Source organism: Bernardetia aquimarina, assembly GCF_042180575.1.
In the GTDB taxonomy this organism is placed as follows: Bacteria; Bacteroidota; Bacteroidia; order Cytophagales; family Bernardetiaceae; genus Bernardetia.
Genome location: NZ_CP170094.1, coordinates 5,742,799 through 5,758,413, shown reverse-complemented (window position 1 = coordinate 5,758,413; position 15,615 = coordinate 5,742,799). Strand labels below are relative to the sequence as shown.

The following is a 15,615-nucleotide window of genomic DNA, read 5'->3' as shown; positions in this document are numbered from 1 at the left end:
TTATTAACCAAACTTTAGAAGAAAAAAGAAAGAATCAAATAGGTAATATTATTCAAGGTATCAAGAACGTTATAAAAGGTACTATAGGAAAAGTATCTAATTAAATTTTACATCTGATGAAATTATCGAGCATCTTATTTTTATTAGTTTTATTCTCATGCAATAATGAGGAAACTAAAACAGAAGATCAACATGTTGTTGATAGTGGATATGAAAAATCTGTGAAAGATTATTCAATGCTCACTAAGAAAGTTTTTGATGGAGACACATCTGCATATAACGAACTAAAGTTTTTGTATGGGGAACAAAGCCCAAAAGACTTTTTGTACTGGGCAATGTTAATGGCTAATAAAAACAATTATGCTCAAGCTAATTTAGATGTCTTTGACATAATAGTTACTTCGTATGTTGGAAAGATTGAATATTTCAGAGAAATAGATAAAGAAACTCAAAAATTAGCTTTAGGTTTTTTGAAAAGAGCTATCAAATTAAAAGTACATGGTGCAAGAGATATTTTAAAAAAAATAGAGAATTTACCAAGTGAGATTCCAGATTCAGTTGGCTAAACATAAGAAATTTTTGGTTTTCTGTTTTCAGTAAAAGAGGTAATTTGTTTTTTACTTGATTTATCAAAAACATTAAACCAACGCTTTTGTTCCTGTGAAAAAAGAAACTCTAAAAGAGCTTTTACCAAAAGTAAATAATGTGAAATTGAAGAAGAAAAAGGTTAGAGTTTCAGTGGTTTAGAATATTTTCATTAATTGGATAACTTTAAAGTCTATCCAATTAATGAAAATCAAGTTTTATTTTTTTCTACTTACCTTCAATCTTCTCAATCATTTTTTCTGCATTCGAATTATTAGGATTTAATTCTAATGATTTTTTGTAGTTGAGAAGAGCCAAATCATTATTTCCATTGAGATAATAGGCTTCTCCCATACTGTCATACGGATTCGCTGAGTTTGGAAATTCAGAAATGAGTAGTTGAAATATTTTTATAGCATCTTCTATTTGTTCTTTTTCAATTAATTTATAGCCTAGTTGATTCAGCTCATTTTCATCAGAGAAATTATACGTTTCAAAATCATTCTTTTTTAAATCATTGTATAATTTGATTCCTTCCTCTACATTTTCATAACTTTTCTGACGTATAGCCAAATAAATTGATTTTTTAGGAATTTCAAAACTCTCACCTTTTGAAATATTTTCAACTGCTTGAGTAATGTCTTGTAATTTAGAATTCTTATTATTTGTCATCAAAATGACGATTAAATTCTCTTTTTTGTTGTAATGAACAAATGCTTCATAGTTGGACGATGAGCCGTGGTGTCGATGAATTACTACATCATTATTCTCAACCATTGCGTTTCCTAAAGCTGACTGACTATTTTCTGAATAAGATTCTGATAACGTAATTAGAGATTCTTTACTAATCAGTTTTTCTGAGTGCAAACTAACTATCCATTTTTGCATATCATTTATCGTAGGACAAACCCAGCCTGTAAATTCAATATCCATAGGTTCATCATTTACAAAATCATTACTAAATGAATTTACAAATTGAGAGTTTTGAGAGTTAGGGTCAATAATAGAATTATTCATCTCAATTGGAATCAGAATATTCTTCTTTACAAAGTCATTAAAACTCATTCCTGCTACTTTCTCAACAATTCTTCTTTGAAGAAAAACATTATTATTGTTATAAAAATAATCTGTTCCTGCTTCAAAATTTAATTTTTCAAAGTTTTTCAAGTCATTAAGAATATCTTGGTCATTTTTGACAGTTTTCCAATTTAGTCTTGGCAATCCACTTGTGTATTGTAGCAAATGACGAACAGTAACTGTTTCTGCCCATTTTGGTAATCCTAAGTCAAATTTTGAGATTTTATCATCCAAACTTAGCTTTTCTTGTTCCTTTAACATCATTATAGCAACAGCATTAAATTCTTTTGCAATAGAACCAATATTAAATACAGAATTTGGATTTAGTTTGGTTGTTTTAGAGGCATCTGTATATCCAAATTCATTCTGATAGAGTATTTCATCATTTTTAACAACCAAAATATTTCCATTGAAAATAGCACGTTCATAAGATATTTTCATTAAGGAGTCTATCTGAGGGCGATAAATATCTTCTTTTTTTACAATAGTGGCATCATTACTTTTGGAATCTGTATTTTTAGTGCAAGCAGTTTGAAAAAAAGCAAAAACAATTAAGAAAAGGATTGATTTATACATGTTTTTATTTATGAGAGTTTCAAATGAGTTAGGAGTTATTATACAAAGACAAGTCTATAATTCAATTAGTTGCATTTAGTGTTATTTAACATATATTTTTCATTGCTTAATTTCATTCTTAAATCTACTCATTTTTGAAATCTCAAATCCAATTGCAAGCTACTATTGAATGTTTTTCTATGAAATTCTGTCAATCCATGTTCTGCAATTCCTAATTTGTGTTTTTTGGTTGGATATCCAACATTTGTTTCCCAACCATAATGAGGATATTTTTCAGCTAATTGTATCATAAAATCATCTCTATAATTTTTTGCCAAAATAGAAGCTGCTGCAATGGATAGATATTTTGAATCGCCTTTTATGATACATTCAAAAGGAATTTTGAGGTCAGTTTTGAATCTATTTCCATCAATAATCAAAAATTCAGGCACAGGATTTAATTGAATAATAGCTCGTTGCATTGCTAAGAAAGAAGCATTGAGAATATTTATTTTATCAATTTCGGCAGGACTAGCTTCTGCAATAGCAAAAGAAAGGGCACTTTCTCGTATTTCAATATCTAATTCTTGTCTATCTTTTTTTGATAGTTTTTTAGAATCATTTAGAAATGAATTTTTGTAATCTTTTGGAAAAATAACGGCAGCAGCCACAACACTTCCAGCCAAACAACCACGTCCTACTTCATCAACACCAGCTTCTAAGGCAAATTCTGAAAAATAAAAAGAAAGAGGAGTTTTCATAAATAGTGATTAATTGTTAGTAATAAATGAATTAAATTTGTAAAAAACATCAAAACTTTGTCAGTAGTTTTTTGGTAATCTAAAATAACTCATAAAATAGTTAAGTATAAAAATTAAAACAAAATGAATCAAGATATAATTACTTCAAAAAATATAGAATCAAAATCAAATTTTGATTTACAAAAACTTATTCGTCCTAATATTCTGACTTTGAAAGCCTATTCTTCGGCAAGAGATGAATATAAAAAAAGTGATATAGAAGTTACAAAAATAGATGAAAATTTTGAAACACCTGCACCTATTTTTTTAGATGCCAATGAAAACGCACTTGGTTCGCCACTTTCAGAGATGGTTCAGATAGATTATAATCGCTACCCAGACCCACACCAAAGAGATATAAAAAAACAGCTTTCAAAGCTAAAAAATATAGATAAAAATCAGATTTTTGTAGGAAATGGAAGTGATGAAGCGATTGATTTATTGTTTAGAATTTTCTGTATCCCTCAAAAAAATAATATTATTGTTTGTCCTCCAACGTATGGAATGTATTCGGTTTCTGCAATGATAAACGATGTAGAAGTCAGAAAAACACTATTGACAGCAGACTTTCAATTAGATGTAGAAGGAATAAAAAAGCAGATTGATACAAATACAAAACTCATTTTTGTTTGTAGTCCAAATAATCCAACAGGAAATCTAATTGATAAAGATGATATTAAAGAATTATGTCAGTTTTTTGATGGAATTGTGGTAGTGGATGAAGCATATATTGATTTTGCTAAAAATTCAAAGGAAGCTAGTTTTATTAATGAACTTGATAAGTTCCCAAATCTTGTAGTTTTGCAAACACTTTCAAAGGCGTGGGGAATGGCTGGTATTCGTTTGGGAATGGCTTTTTCTTCTGCCGAAATTATGGAGTATTACAAAAGGACAAAACCACCCTATAATGTAAATATGCTTACTCAAAAAATTGCTTTGAAGGCGTTAAGTCTTCCTCAAAAAGTAAAACAGACTATTCAAGTTTTGAATTTTGAGCGTGAGAAATTGATTGAAGAACTAAAACAAGAAAACAAATTTAGTTTTATTGAAAAAGTATATCCATCTGATACAAACTTCATTTTAGTCAAATTAAAAGACCATTCTAAAGTAGAAGAGTTATATAATTTCTTGATAAGTCAGAATGAAATTGTGGTCAGAAATCGCTCAAAAGAACCTCTGTGTGAAGGCTGTTTAAGAATTACAATCGGAACACCAGAAGAAAACGAGTTGCTTTTAGCAACTTTGACTAGGTACAATAAATAATCATGAAAAGAATCGTCAGTGGGACACTGACAATGGATAAGCATTTATTGTAAAGTCACTTTTTTGCCACTTTTGGTGTCTCCACCATAACCGTACGGCTATGATGTTCCACCGACAACTCCCAGACAAAATAATTTAACAGAACATCAATAAATATCATAGAAGCTGTTTAAGAATGTTCATTTTTCCATAGAATTGGGTTTGCAAACCCCAATTCTATGGAAAAATAACACTGCCTTTGTTGGTGTTTTATGTATAGCGACACCAATAAAAATACATACAAAACTCATTCTTAAACAACCTCATACTTTGTATAATTACTACCAAATTTTCTATTTTAATATTAAATATTTTTTATCTCTAAACTTTTCAATCAAAGTTTTTACCTTTGCAGTTAAATTTATAATTCACTAGCTTAAAATTATAGCTCAACAAATGAATTCTGAAAAATCAACCATTTACTGGCTTTCTAAGGTAAAGATTATTGATACTAATTATAATCCAAATACAGAGTTTTGTATCGGAATTAATAATGGAAAAATTACTCATATTCAAGAGTATAACTCAGATATAATAATTCCTACAAATTACACAAAATTAGATTGTCAAGGTGCTTTTGTTTCAGTAGGTTGGTGTGATATGCGTGCTTTTGTTCCCGAACCAGGTATGGAACACAGGGAAACTTTAATAAGTGCAGGTAGAGCAGCTAGTTTGGGAGGTTTTACACAAGTAGCTATTTTACCAAATACACAACCGACAATAGAAAACAAAGAAAATGTTTATTTTTTGCAACAAGAAAATAAAAAAACGAATACAAAGGTAGAATTTTTAGCCATCGCAGCCCTTACTTACAAAGCAGAAGGAAAAGAGATGACACAAATGTATGACCTTCACAAAGCTGGTGCAGTTGCTTTTTCGGATGGATTAAAAAACGTTTCTCATACAGGCGTTTTGATGCGTGCTTTGCAATATACACAGGCATTTGATGGATTAGTCATGCAACTTCCTTCTGATGAAAATCTTTCAAATGGACACATGCACGAAGGAATCACTTCGACAAAACTTGGTTTAAAAGGATTGCCTTCTATTGCAGAAGAAATGATGATTCAAAGAGATTTGGAGGTTTTGCGTTATACAGGAGGCAAAATTCATTTTTCCACTATTTCTACAGCTCGTAGTGTTGAGCTTATTAGAAAAGCAAAGCAAGAAGGTTTGAATGTCACTTGTGACATAGCAGCTTATCAACTTTCTTTTTTAGATGAGGATTTGGCAAAAGAAAATTTTATTTTTGATACTTTTTTAAAGGTATTTCCTCCACTACGTACTCAACATGATAGAAATGCTCTTTTAGAAGGATTGAAAGATAATACGATTGATGTAATTGTTTCTAATCATATTCCACACGATGAAGAAGCCAAAAAATTAGAATTTGATTTGGCAGACTTTGGAATGATAAATTTCCAAACAGCTTTTGCAGCTATAAGAAAACAAACAGAAAGTATTTTGAGCTTAGAAGAGTTAATTCAAAAAATTACAGTTAATCCAAGACAAATTTTAAAATTAAAACAGCCCCAAATCAAAGAAGAAGAAAAAGCTAACTTGACCGTTTTTTACCCTAATGAATCATGGGAATTTGAGAAAAAAATGAATGCTTCAAAATCTAAAAACTCCCCTTTTATTGATTTAGAGAATAGTTTGAAAGGAAAAGTTTTTAGAACTTTTTCCTAATTACTAGACATTTTACTAATTGTAGTATAGGTCATCTTATAGAGCAGACTGTTTGTAGTCATTTCTCTTATTTTTAGTAGTAATGGTCTGCCTTTTGGGACTGACCTATTTATTTTACAAGTGTCTAGTAGTATCATTTTTTTCTTAAAATTATTCTATAACTGAATCCTGTTCATAAAAATAAAAAACTTCCTCAGAAATGTTATTCATGCAAACATCACGCTTCAGAGGGAACTTCAAAGTTCTTTTCCTCAGAAATAAACACACAAAGACAAAAAACTAAAACATAATTTCTTTCTATAATACCCCTTTTGTAGAAGGCAATTCAGACGAACCTGTATGCGTTTTTGCCATTTTTAGAGCTTTTGCAAAGGCTTTAAAAATAGCTTCAATTTTATGATGTTCATTTGCGCCATCCATTGGTTCGGCTTTGATATTTATATTTGATTTTGAGGTATCACTAAGCGATTTGAAAAAGTGCATAAACATTTCGGTAGGCATATCTCCAATTTTCTCCCTTTTAAAATCTGCGTCCCAAACTAACCAAGGTCGTCCACCAAAATCAATCGCCACTTGTGCCAAAACTTCATCCATTGGCAAACAAAAACCATAACGCTCAATACCACGTTTGTCTCCAAAGGCTTTCAAAAGTGCTTCTCCAAGTGCTAGAGCCGTATCTTCGATAGTATGATGCTCGTCGATATGCAAATCTCCTTTTGTCAAAATTTTTAAATCCACTTCTCCGTGTCTTGCAATTTGTTCTAACATGTGGTCAAAAAAAGCAATTCCTGTACTTATTTCAGCTTTTCCTGTTCCATCTAAATCTATTTCTATATCAATATCTGTTTCTTTGGTGGTACGTTTTACCTTTCCGATTCTTGAACCAAATTTTGATTGAGGAGTAGAAAGAAATTTTTTAATTTCTGTCCAATCATCACTTACCAAAGCACAAATAGAAGCTAATTCAGGATTTTTTAAATTAATTGCTTTGTCATTTTCTGCAATCAAAATTCCTTTACAACCCAAGTTTTTTGCTAGTTGTATATCACTAAACCTATCTCCAATTACGAAAGAATTTTGAATGTCAAAATTAGGGTTGTTTAAGTAATGTTTTACTAATCCAATTTCAGGCTTACGGTTGGGCGATTTTTCGTGAGGAAATGTTTTGTCAATCAAAATCTCATCAAAAATGATTCCTTCACCCTCTAATATATTGAGCATTTTATTGTGTGCAGGATGAAAGGTATGCTCTGGAAAACTTACTGTTCCGAGTCCATCTTGATTGGTTACCATAACAAACTCATATTCTTTACTGGCTGCAAGCTCATACAAATTTCTCAAAACAGCAGGCAGAAATTCTAATTTTTCTAGTGAGTCAATTTGTTCGTCTGCTGGTTCTTTTATAATTGTTCCGTCACGGTCTATAAAAAGTATTTTTTTCATGTTTTATTAATATATTTTATTTGTAGGTCAAAGGCAAGCCTTTGACTTGTTAGGTAGTCATTTTTTAGTTTGAAAAGAATACAAATGCAATCAAAGGCAAGCCTTTAACCTACGAAATTCAACTTTTTCATGGTTTGGAAAACAATGAAAAATTCAATTTAAAAATTAAGTTTCTACAAAAATCGTAAAAATTCTATCAAACTAAAAAATCTTTTCTCATTCTAAAGAATGATTTATACAAATACATTCTCACGCTAAAGCGTAAACTACAAGAACACACTACATTTCTACAAAATTGTTTAGATTAATTCTAAACAATACTTGCTTTTTTGAAAATAGACTTCTACATTTGCAACTCTATTAAGAATTAGTCTAAATTAATATAGCAAATTAATTCTTATCATTTTATCAAAAATAATATTCATAGCCATGAAAAAATCAAGTCAAAAATTATCGTTCTCTTTTCTCTTAGTTCTTATTTTATTTTGTAGTGCATTTTTAGTTTCTTCTTGCAAAGATGATGAAGATGAAAACCAAGATTCAGAATTAAAATTGGATGAAAATCAAGCAAATAGCTTTCTTTCTAATTATGCAACTATCGTTTATGCTTCTTATGAAGATACTTATAATGCAGCTAAAAATTTAGATGATGCAATCAAATTATTTACCCAAAATCCTTCTCAAACTACATTAGAAGCTGCAAAAACAGCTTGGAAAGCAGCTAGAGAACCTTACGGACAAACAGAATCGTACCGTTTTTATGGAGGACCTATTGATGGCGACGAAGGAGTGGAAGGTTTTATCAATGCTTGGCCTCTTGATGAATCTTACATTGATTATGTAACTGGAAATCCAACAACAGGAATTATCAACAATCCAACAGATTTTCCTACTATAGACAAGCAAATTTTGATGAATGCAAATGAACAAGATGGTGAAACAAATATCAGTACAGGTTATCATGCCATTGAATTTTTGCTTTGGGGACAAGATGTAACTTTGGGTGCAGGTGGTGGAAACCGTTCTTTTACCGATTTCACAACAGCAGAAAATGCAGAGCGTAGAAAAACATATCTTTTGACTGTTTCTAGTCTTTTATTAGACCATCTACAAAGTGTTTTGAATGAATGGAAACCAAATACGGCAGGAAATTATAGAGCTTCTTTTGAAAATAGTTCGAATCCAAAATCTCGTTTATTAGAAGTTTTGGTAGGAATTGCTTCACTTAGTAAAGGCGAACTAGCAGGAGAACGTATTTTTGTTGCTTTAGATGAGCCAGATAGAGAAAACGAACATTCTTGTTTTAGTGATAATACAGATAGAGATGTCGTAACTAATGCTTTGGCGATTGATAATGTTTATTTTGGTAGATATACAAGAACAGATGGAACAACTGTTTCAGGTACAAGTATTTCTGATATTTTTGAGTTAGCTGATACAGAAAAAACGGCTCTTTTGGATGCAAAAATGAATGAAACAATGGTAAATGTAAATGCAGTTCAGAATCCATTCGAAACGGAAATTGTAGAAGCAGACGGACGTGCAAGACTTCAAAAATGTGTAACTTCTCTAACAGAGCAAGCTGATATGATTTTAGAAATTGCATCTTTGTATGGAATTAATGTGGTCTTAGAATAATTATTTTATAATAAAAAAGAAGCTTCAACCAGCAACTTTGTCGGTGGTCATTTTGATAATTCAAAATGACTCTGACAATAGTTGGATATAAAAATATCTGTCAAAGTTTAAAAAAACTTATTAATAATAAAAATATGCGTCTTTATTTACTCTTTTTCTCATTTTCTATTTTATTTTTTTCTTCTTGTAATAATGAGGAAACCGAACCTCTTTTTGAAGAAAACGAAATATATGCAGGAGGAAATGCCACTACTTTTGACCAATCTCAAAATGCTTTTGGACATGCTGCAAATAAACTTACAACTGAAGAAAATGGAAAATTTGTAACTGGAAATTCATTCTTTAAAGCAAATTGGGTAGCTGCACCTTCTTCTACAGTTGGTCTTGATGGTTTGGGTGGTTTTTTTAGCGCACGTTCATGTTCGGGCTGTCATGCTTTTGATGGACGTGGAAATTTACCTCAAAATCAAGGCGATGATATTGTTGCTTTAGTGATAAAATTGAGTGTTAGGAATGGTGTAAACTATGAAAATGAGCCTACGTATGGCAGTCAGTTGTCTAGTCAAGCTATTTTTGGAATGGAAGCAGAAGGAAATATTTCTATTTCACACCAAACTATTACAGGAAGTTTTGCAGATGGAACAACTTACACTTTACAAAAACCGATTTATAATTTTGAGAGAATGAATTATGGAAATGTTCATCAAAACACTGTTCTTTCTCCTCGTCTTGCTCCACATATTGCAGGTTTGGGGCTTTTGGAAGCTGTTTCAGAACAAACTCTCCTTTCTTTTGCCGACGAAAGTGATGCTAATAATGACGGAATTTCTGGAAAACCAAATTATGTTTTGGAAGTCGAAACAGGACAAACAAAAATTGGTCGTTTTGGATTGAAATCAAATCAAGCAACTATTAGAGAACAAGTGGCAGGAGCTTTTAATGGAGATATGGGAATTACTTCGACTATTCATCCAATAGAAAACTGTACCGATGCACAACAAAATTGTAAAGATGCTATTTCGGGAAGTACAGATGAAGAAATGGAAGTAAGTGAATCAAAATTGGCAAAAGTAATTTTGTATTGTCAAACACTTGCCGTTCCTGCTCGTCGTGATGCTGATAATGAACAGGTGTTGAGAGGAAAACAGCTTTTTTCTAAACTAAATTGTAATAAGTGCCATATTCCAAAAATGAAAACGGATTTTCATGAAGTAGAAGCTCTTTCAAATCAAACTATTTATCCTTATACAGATTTGCTGTTGCACGACATGGGAAACGAACTAGCTGATAACCATCCAGATTTTGAAGCAAATGGAAATGAATGGCGAACGACTCCTTTGTGGGGATTAGGAATGGTTCAGCGTGTAAATCCATTAGCTACTTTTATGCATGACGGAAGAGCAAAAACGATAGAAGAAGCAATTTTATGGCACGATGGAGAAGCAAAGAATAGTCAAGAAGAATATAAAAAATTATCAAAAAATGAAAGAACTAATTTACTTGCTTTTCTAAATTCTTTGTAGAAAACAAACCTTTAAAATTAATTAGTCTTTAGAATAAATCATATTAAAATTCTGATAATGTGAGAGTAATTTTAAAAATTTAATTTGTGCGTATTGTAGTTCATTTTTTAATAGAAAGGTGTTTTTTTATCTTCAAAATTATTACAGACATTGCAACTATAAACCCTACCTCTAAGAAACTAAACACAGTTATTATAATCTTCAAATCTTGTGTTCCTAATCTCCAACTGAATAACTCAGATATAAAAAACCAAAAAAAAAGAAGACTAAAAATGATAAGGTAAGATAATATAAATAAAGTTTTACGCCCTTTTCTATGTTTAGCAATCTCAAAGAGTAAAGCATTTCTCTTCTTAGCTTTAATTTTTTCTGCTTGAACAGGGACAAAAGCCAATGTTTCAGTCTGACTGCAATGCTTCTTGTCCATATACTCCCAACTTTCCTTCAAAAAAACAGACTGACAAGCACCACAAAAAACAACTCCGTCATTTGCTTTGATAGTGTCTCCTGTAACAGAGTCTTGTCTGCCAATAATGTGAGAGTAATTTTGAAAATTTAATTTGTGAGTGTTGTAGTTCATTTTTTAATAAAAAGGTGTTTTTTAGTCAAGATTATATTTCCCTCATACTCTTCTTTTTGATCTTCCAAAAACTGATATTCCTTTTTGTCTTCTGTATAAAAATCAACTTTTGTATGCTCTGAAATCTGCATCAATTTAGTTAGAAATTTAGTATTATGAGGATATTTTGAAGGTAAATTAATAGCTAGGATTTCATTTTTTACATAAATTTCAAGTTTGTTAGGAACATTTGTTTTATCAACAATAGTGTCAATATTCGCCTTATAAGCTATACCTTCTAGTTCTTCCCATTTATACAACTTATCGAATACAATAACTTTCTTTTGATAAAGTTGAAGTGGAATCATTCCTATATGGCATCCCTTCTTTGCATTCTTGTTAAAATTTCTGAGTCCGAGTATAGTTCCTATTTCATAGAGTGGAATAAGGCTCAATCCAATTATTTTTTCTGTAATTTCCAAGTTTTCATTTGTGAGAAGTTTAAATGCAACAACTATTGCTGCTAGAGTACAAAAAAATAAGCAAACGTAAGAAAAGATAATTGATTGACGATATTTTTTTATATTAGGGGTAATCTCAAAAAGCAAATATTCTTTCTTTTCAGCCTTAATTTCCTTTTCTTGAATAGGAACAAAAGCCAATGTTTCAGTCTGACTGCAATGCTTCTTGTCCATATACTCCCAACTTTCCTTCAAAAAAACAGACTGACAAGCACCACAAAAAACAACTTCGTCATTTGCTTTGATAGTATCTTCTGTAAAAGAATCTTGTTTGTCGATAATGTGGGAGTGATTTTGGGTATTTAATTTGTTGGTGTTGTAGTTCATTGAAGTTATAAATTACGAAGCTATTGTTTTTTTGAAATAAAGATACTGCAAACTTCTTTTTTCACGTTAAAATCCATAAAAAGATTTCTAATTTCTATTTTTTATAACGAAATTTGTAAAAAACACTTCTAAACATCCACTCAAATCAGCCTTTGAAAAAACTTCTACCTTTTTTTATTCTTGTAATGGCATCGCTTATATTTTTCAATCAATTAGGTTATTGGTTGGCTTTTGAGGTTATGCACACACAAATAAAAAGAGAAGTTAGAAAACAGTTAGAATATAAAAATAAATTAGAAACTATAATAATTCCTACAAATGTAGCAAACAATAGTAGGGAAAAGATACGCCTTGTTCACAATGAAAATAAAAATTTCGTTTGGGTAAAACCTCAAAAAGAATTTAAGTACAATAATAACATGTACGATGTTTCTTCTTCTTATCAAAAAGGAGATAACACGTATTTTTTGGTTTATAATGACAAAGATGAAAAACGACTTTATCAAACCTTTGCCTTCCAACTCAAAGAAAATCAAAATCCTTTTCATCAAAATAAACCTGCTTATCCTCTCAAAAACTTTATAAAAGAAGCTCTCATTTTATCTGAAACAAAATTACATCAATCTTCTGATAGTAACTTTATTTCTATTTCTCCAAAAAGCAAATGGCATTTTTCTATCAAAGAATTTGTTTTTGCGCCAAACTCTCCTCCTCCAATAGTTTAGTTTTCTAATCGTATCACAGATTTATTAATCTGTGTAAAAATATTCTCTCATTGTTGTTGGTATTCTTACCATAGCCATAAGACTAAAAATTTATTTGCCTTTCTGTTCCGTAGGAACTTTATATTGGTGGCAAAATAAAAGGTAGAAACTGTATTCTGTTCCGTTAGGAACTACATATTGGTAGCGTTTCAATAGTAAGTAACTAAGCAAAATAAAACAGATCTAAAAAAGAATTAGAAAATGGAAATTTAAACTGTCAAGACACCTTTGAGGTGTCAGACAGATTTCATTAACCTATAAATAATTTTGCCCAGTTACTTATTGAATAAAAAATACGACCAATATGAAACTCCTAACGGAGTAAAAATCAAAATTTCTTATAGCCTTACAGCTATGGTGTCCTTACCAATGAAATAATTATAAAAAAATGAAAACAAATTATTTAAAAATAATAATTGTGCTACTTTTTAGTGCTTTTTATTGTACTCAAAATACTGTACAGGCTCAATTTATAGAGGTTTTAGATGCCTCAGTTCTTCAACCTTTGGAGGGTGTTTCTATTTATAATCAAGACCAACAATCTGTCATCACAAACTCTCGTGGCAAAGCAAATCTTGATATTTTTGCAGAAACGGATACACTTTACTTTCGTTATTATGGTTATGACAATAAAAAAATAGTCAAATCGGCTGCTGCTGGAATGATTCTTTTGTCTGAAAAAGTTTTTGAAACTCAACAAGTTGTTGTTTCGGCAAACAAATGGGAACAAGATAAAAAAGAAATTCCGAATGAGATTGTAAAAGTTTCTCAAAAGGAAATTGCTTTTAATAACCCTCAAACTTCGGCTGATTTGTTAGCCCAAACAGGACAAGTATATGTTCAGAAAAGTCAAATGGGTGGAGGAAGTCCCATGTTTAGAGGCTTTAATGCAAATTCGGTTTTGATTGTTGTTGATGGAGTTCGTATGAATAATGCCATTTATCGCTCTGGAAATCTTCAAAATGTAATTAATCTTGATGCAAGTGCAATGGAAGAAGTAGAAATCATCTTTGGTCCTGGTTCGGTAATGTATGGAAGCGATGCGCTTGGTGGTGTAATGGATTTTCATACCAAAAAAGCAAGTTTTGCAACTGAAAAAAAATTACTTGTTGGTGGAAGTGGTTTTATGCGTTACGGTTCTGCTAATCAAGAAAAAACAGCAAATTTAACATTAAATATTGCAGGAAAAAGACTTGCCAGTCTGACTTCTTTTACATTTACAGATTTTGATGATTTGCGTGTTGGTGGCGTTCGTCCAAATGGAGAAGCCTATCAAGATTGGGGAAAACGCAATGAATATGTAGAAAGAGTAAATGGAAAAGACAGCATTCTGACAAATTCAAACCCACTTATTCAAAAACAATCTGGGTACTCGCAATGGAATTTAATGCAAAAATTAACATATCAAATTTCAGATAATCTACAAGCAGAATATGCACTTCATTATACTTCTTCGTCTGATATTCCTCGTTATGACCGTTTAATACAAAAGCGTGATGGCAGTTTGCGTTATGGAGAATGGTATTATGGTCGTCAGCTTTGGGCAATGAATTATGGAAAACTGACTTGGTATGCAAAAAATAAAGCCTTTGATGCAATGCGTGTACTTGTTTCGAATCAGAAAGTCGAAGAATCTCGTCATAACAGAACAAGAGGTAAAGATTGGCGTAATGACCGAACTGAAAATGTCAGTATGACTTCTTTCAATATCGATTTTGATAAAGATTTAAAAGACAACAAAAAACACCAAATTTTCTATGGTCTTGATTTTAATTATAATGTTGTAAACTCAAGAGCAGTAGAAACAAACATAACTAATAATTTGGAGCGTCCTTTAGATACTCGTTATCCAGATGGAGGAAGTACAATGGCAATGGCAGCAGCCTATTTCAATTATAAATGGAATATTTCTAAAAAAATGACAGCTACGGCAGGCACACGTTATACACAGATTTGGACAGAAGCAAAGTTTGATAGTAAAGAGTTTTTTGATTTTCCTTTTGATGAAGCAAAAGTAAATACAGGAGCATTGAACGGAAGTTTGGGACTTACTTTTCGTCCAACGGATTCTTGGCAACTCAATGCAAATCTTTCATCAGGTTTTCGTGCGCCAAATGTAGATGACTTAGGAAAAGTATTTGATTCTGCACCTGGCTCTGTGGTTGTTCCTAACCCAAGTCTTTCCCCAGCTTATACTTACAATGCCGAAATTGGAATTTCGAAAACGTTTATCAATCGCATAAGAGTTTCTGCGACAGGATATTACACCATTTTGAATGATGCTATGGTATTACGTAACTCTACATTTAATGGTCAAGATTCTATCGTTTATGATGGTGTAATGAGTCAAGTAGTTTCTTATCAAAATACAGATGTAGGTTATATTTATGGAGTCAGTTCACAACTAGAAGCTGCCATTACAGATAAATTCAAATTCAAAACTACCTTTAATTATGTCTATGGATTTGATGATGTAGCAGAGATACGTCTTCCTGATACACCTCCTGCTTTTGGTTTGATTTCCTTGAAATATCAAAATAAGCGTTTTAGAGTAGAAAGTTTTGTAAATTATCAATTAAAAAGCGTTGATTTTGATGAAATGTCGCCAGAAGACCAAGGAGATACTATTTTTTATCCTGAAAATTTTATTCCTTCGTGGTGGACTCTGAATCTTCGTTCTAGTTATCAAATCAATAAAACATTTAGTGCTAATCTAAGTGCAGAAAATATTTTAGACCATTATTATCAGTCGTATGGTTCTGGAATTGGTGGAGCAGGACGTAATTTTGTTGTTGCTTTGAGAGCTAATTTTTAAGTAATATTCTGGTTCAA

Annotated in this window: 12 protein-coding genes; 7 read left to right on the top strand and 5 right to left on the bottom strand. The window is 31.2% G+C overall.

Features of this window, described 5'->3' with window-relative positions; genetic code table 11:
* The first annotated feature begins 116 nt into the window (after positions 1 to 116).
* Complete coding sequence (locus tag ACE193_RS24735) at positions 117 to 566, top strand: hypothetical protein (RefSeq protein WP_375560865.1); 450 nt, start codon at positions 117 to 119, stop codon at positions 564 to 566.
* Positions 567 to 813: 247 nt separating this feature from the next.
* On the opposite strand, the gene ACE193_RS24730 is transcribed toward ACE193_RS24735, so the two are convergent.
* On the bottom strand, positions 814 to 2,238 hold the full coding sequence (locus ACE193_RS24730; RefSeq protein ID WP_375560864.1) for a serine hydrolase: 1,425 nt from the start codon (positions 2,236 to 2,238) through the stop codon (positions 814 to 816).
* Between the two features lie 128 nt (positions 2,239 to 2,366).
* Complete coding sequence (locus tag ACE193_RS24725) at positions 2,367 to 2,978, bottom strand: ribonuclease HII (protein ID WP_375560863.1); 612 nt, start codon at positions 2,976 to 2,978, stop codon at positions 2,367 to 2,369.
* A 123-nt stretch (positions 2,979 to 3,101) separates the two neighbouring features.
* On the opposite strand from ACE193_RS24725, the gene hisC reads away from it, so the two are divergent.
* The gene (hisC, locus tag ACE193_RS24720; RefSeq protein WP_375560862.1) at positions 3,102 to 4,280 is read left to right on the top strand and encodes a histidinol-phosphate transaminase; all 1,179 of its coding nucleotides are present in this window, start codon (positions 3,102 to 3,104) and stop codon (positions 4,278 to 4,280) included.
* Between the two features lie 435 nt (positions 4,281 to 4,715).
* Entirely contained in the window at positions 4,716 to 6,008 is a 1,293-nt protein-coding gene (locus tag ACE193_RS24715; protein ID WP_375560861.1) for a dihydroorotase, read from the top strand.
* A gap of 297 nt (positions 6,009 to 6,305) precedes the next feature.
* On the opposite strand, the gene hisB is transcribed toward ACE193_RS24715, so the two are convergent.
* Positions 6,306 to 7,451 carry a bifunctional histidinol-phosphatase/imidazoleglycerol-phosphate dehydratase HisB gene (gene hisB, locus ACE193_RS24710; RefSeq protein WP_375560860.1) on the bottom strand — a complete coding sequence of 382 codons (1,146 nt, stop codon included), beginning with the start codon at positions 7,449 to 7,451 and terminating at the stop codon, positions 6,306 to 6,308.
* Positions 7,452 to 7,880: 429 nt separating this feature from the next.
* On the opposite strand from hisB, the gene ACE193_RS24705 reads away from it, so the two are divergent.
* Both ACE193_RS24705 and ACE193_RS24700 read left to right on the top strand, forming a co-directional pair.
* On the top strand, positions 7,881 to 9,089 hold the full coding sequence (locus tag ACE193_RS24705) for an imelysin family protein (RefSeq protein ID WP_375560859.1): 1,209 nt from the start codon (positions 7,881 to 7,883) through the stop codon (positions 9,087 to 9,089).
* Between the two features lie 134 nt (positions 9,090 to 9,223).
* Positions 9,224 to 10,612, top strand: coding sequence for a di-heme oxidoredictase family protein (locus ACE193_RS24700; RefSeq protein WP_375560858.1), 1,389 nt, complete (start codon positions 9,224 to 9,226; stop codon positions 10,610 to 10,612).
* Positions 10,613 to 10,712: 100 nt separating this feature from the next.
* Here ACE193_RS24700 and ACE193_RS24695 read toward each other — a convergent pair whose 3' ends face one another.
* Together ACE193_RS24695 and ACE193_RS24690 are read right to left on the bottom strand one after the other, a co-directional pair.
* Positions 10,713 to 11,192 carry a hypothetical protein gene (locus ACE193_RS24695; protein WP_375560857.1) on the bottom strand — a complete coding sequence of 160 codons (480 nt, stop codon included), beginning with the start codon at positions 11,190 to 11,192 and terminating at the stop codon, positions 10,713 to 10,715.
* A complete protein-coding gene (locus ACE193_RS24690; RefSeq protein ID WP_375560856.1) occupies positions 11,189 to 12,019 on the bottom strand; it encodes a hypothetical protein in 831 nt (276 codons plus the stop codon). Before ACE193_RS24690 ends, ACE193_RS24695 begins: the two co-directional genes overlap by 4 nt.
* A 152-nt stretch (positions 12,020 to 12,171) precedes the next feature.
* Here ACE193_RS24690 and ACE193_RS24685 point away from each other — a divergent pair, with 152 nt between their 5' ends.
* Complete coding sequence (locus ACE193_RS24685; RefSeq protein WP_375560855.1) at positions 12,172 to 12,744, top strand: hypothetical protein; 573 nt, start codon at positions 12,172 to 12,174, stop codon at positions 12,742 to 12,744.
* 427 nt (positions 12,745 to 13,171) lie between these two features.
* Complete coding sequence (locus ACE193_RS24680; protein ID WP_375560854.1) at positions 13,172 to 15,598, top strand: TonB-dependent receptor domain-containing protein; 2,427 nt, start codon at positions 13,172 to 13,174, stop codon at positions 15,596 to 15,598.
* Positions 15,599 to 15,615 lie beyond the last annotated feature (17 nt).

What these genes read in the sequence shown, in the direction of transcription:
- ACE193_RS24735 (WP_375560865.1), top strand. Translation starts at nt 117, where the DNA reads ATGAAATTATCGAGCATCTTATTTTTATTAGTTTTATTCTCATGCAAT.
- ACE193_RS24700 (WP_375560858.1), top strand. Translation starts at nt 9,224, where the DNA reads ATGCGTCTTTATTTACTCTTTTTCTCATTTTCTATTTTATTTTTTTCT.
- ACE193_RS24725 (WP_375560863.1), bottom strand. Translation starts at nt 2,978, where the DNA reads ATGAAAACTCCTCTTTCTTTTTATTTTTCAGAATTTGCCTTAGAAGCT.
- hisB (WP_375560860.1), bottom strand. Translation starts at nt 7,451, where the DNA reads ATGAAAAAAATACTTTTTATAGACCGTGACGGAACAATTATAAAAGAA.
- ACE193_RS24695 (WP_375560857.1), bottom strand. Translation starts at nt 11,192, where the DNA reads ATGAACTACAACACTCACAAATTAAATTTTCAAAATTACTCTCACATT.
- ACE193_RS24715 (WP_375560861.1), top strand. Translation starts at nt 4,716, where the DNA reads ATGAATTCTGAAAAATCAACCATTTACTGGCTTTCTAAGGTAAAGATT.
- ACE193_RS24680 (WP_375560854.1), top strand. Translation starts at nt 13,172, where the DNA reads ATGAAAACAAATTATTTAAAAATAATAATTGTGCTACTTTTTAGTGCT.
- hisC (WP_375560862.1), top strand. Translation starts at nt 3,102, where the DNA reads ATGAATCAAGATATAATTACTTCAAAAAATATAGAATCAAAATCAAAT.
- ACE193_RS24730 (WP_375560864.1), bottom strand. Translation starts at nt 2,238, where the DNA reads ATGTATAAATCAATCCTTTTCTTAATTGTTTTTGCTTTTTTTCAAACT.
- ACE193_RS24705 (WP_375560859.1), top strand. Translation starts at nt 7,881, where the DNA reads ATGAAAAAATCAAGTCAAAAATTATCGTTCTCTTTTCTCTTAGTTCTT.
- ACE193_RS24690 (WP_375560856.1), bottom strand. Translation starts at nt 12,019, where the DNA reads ATGAACTACAACACCAACAAATTAAATACCCAAAATCACTCCCACATT.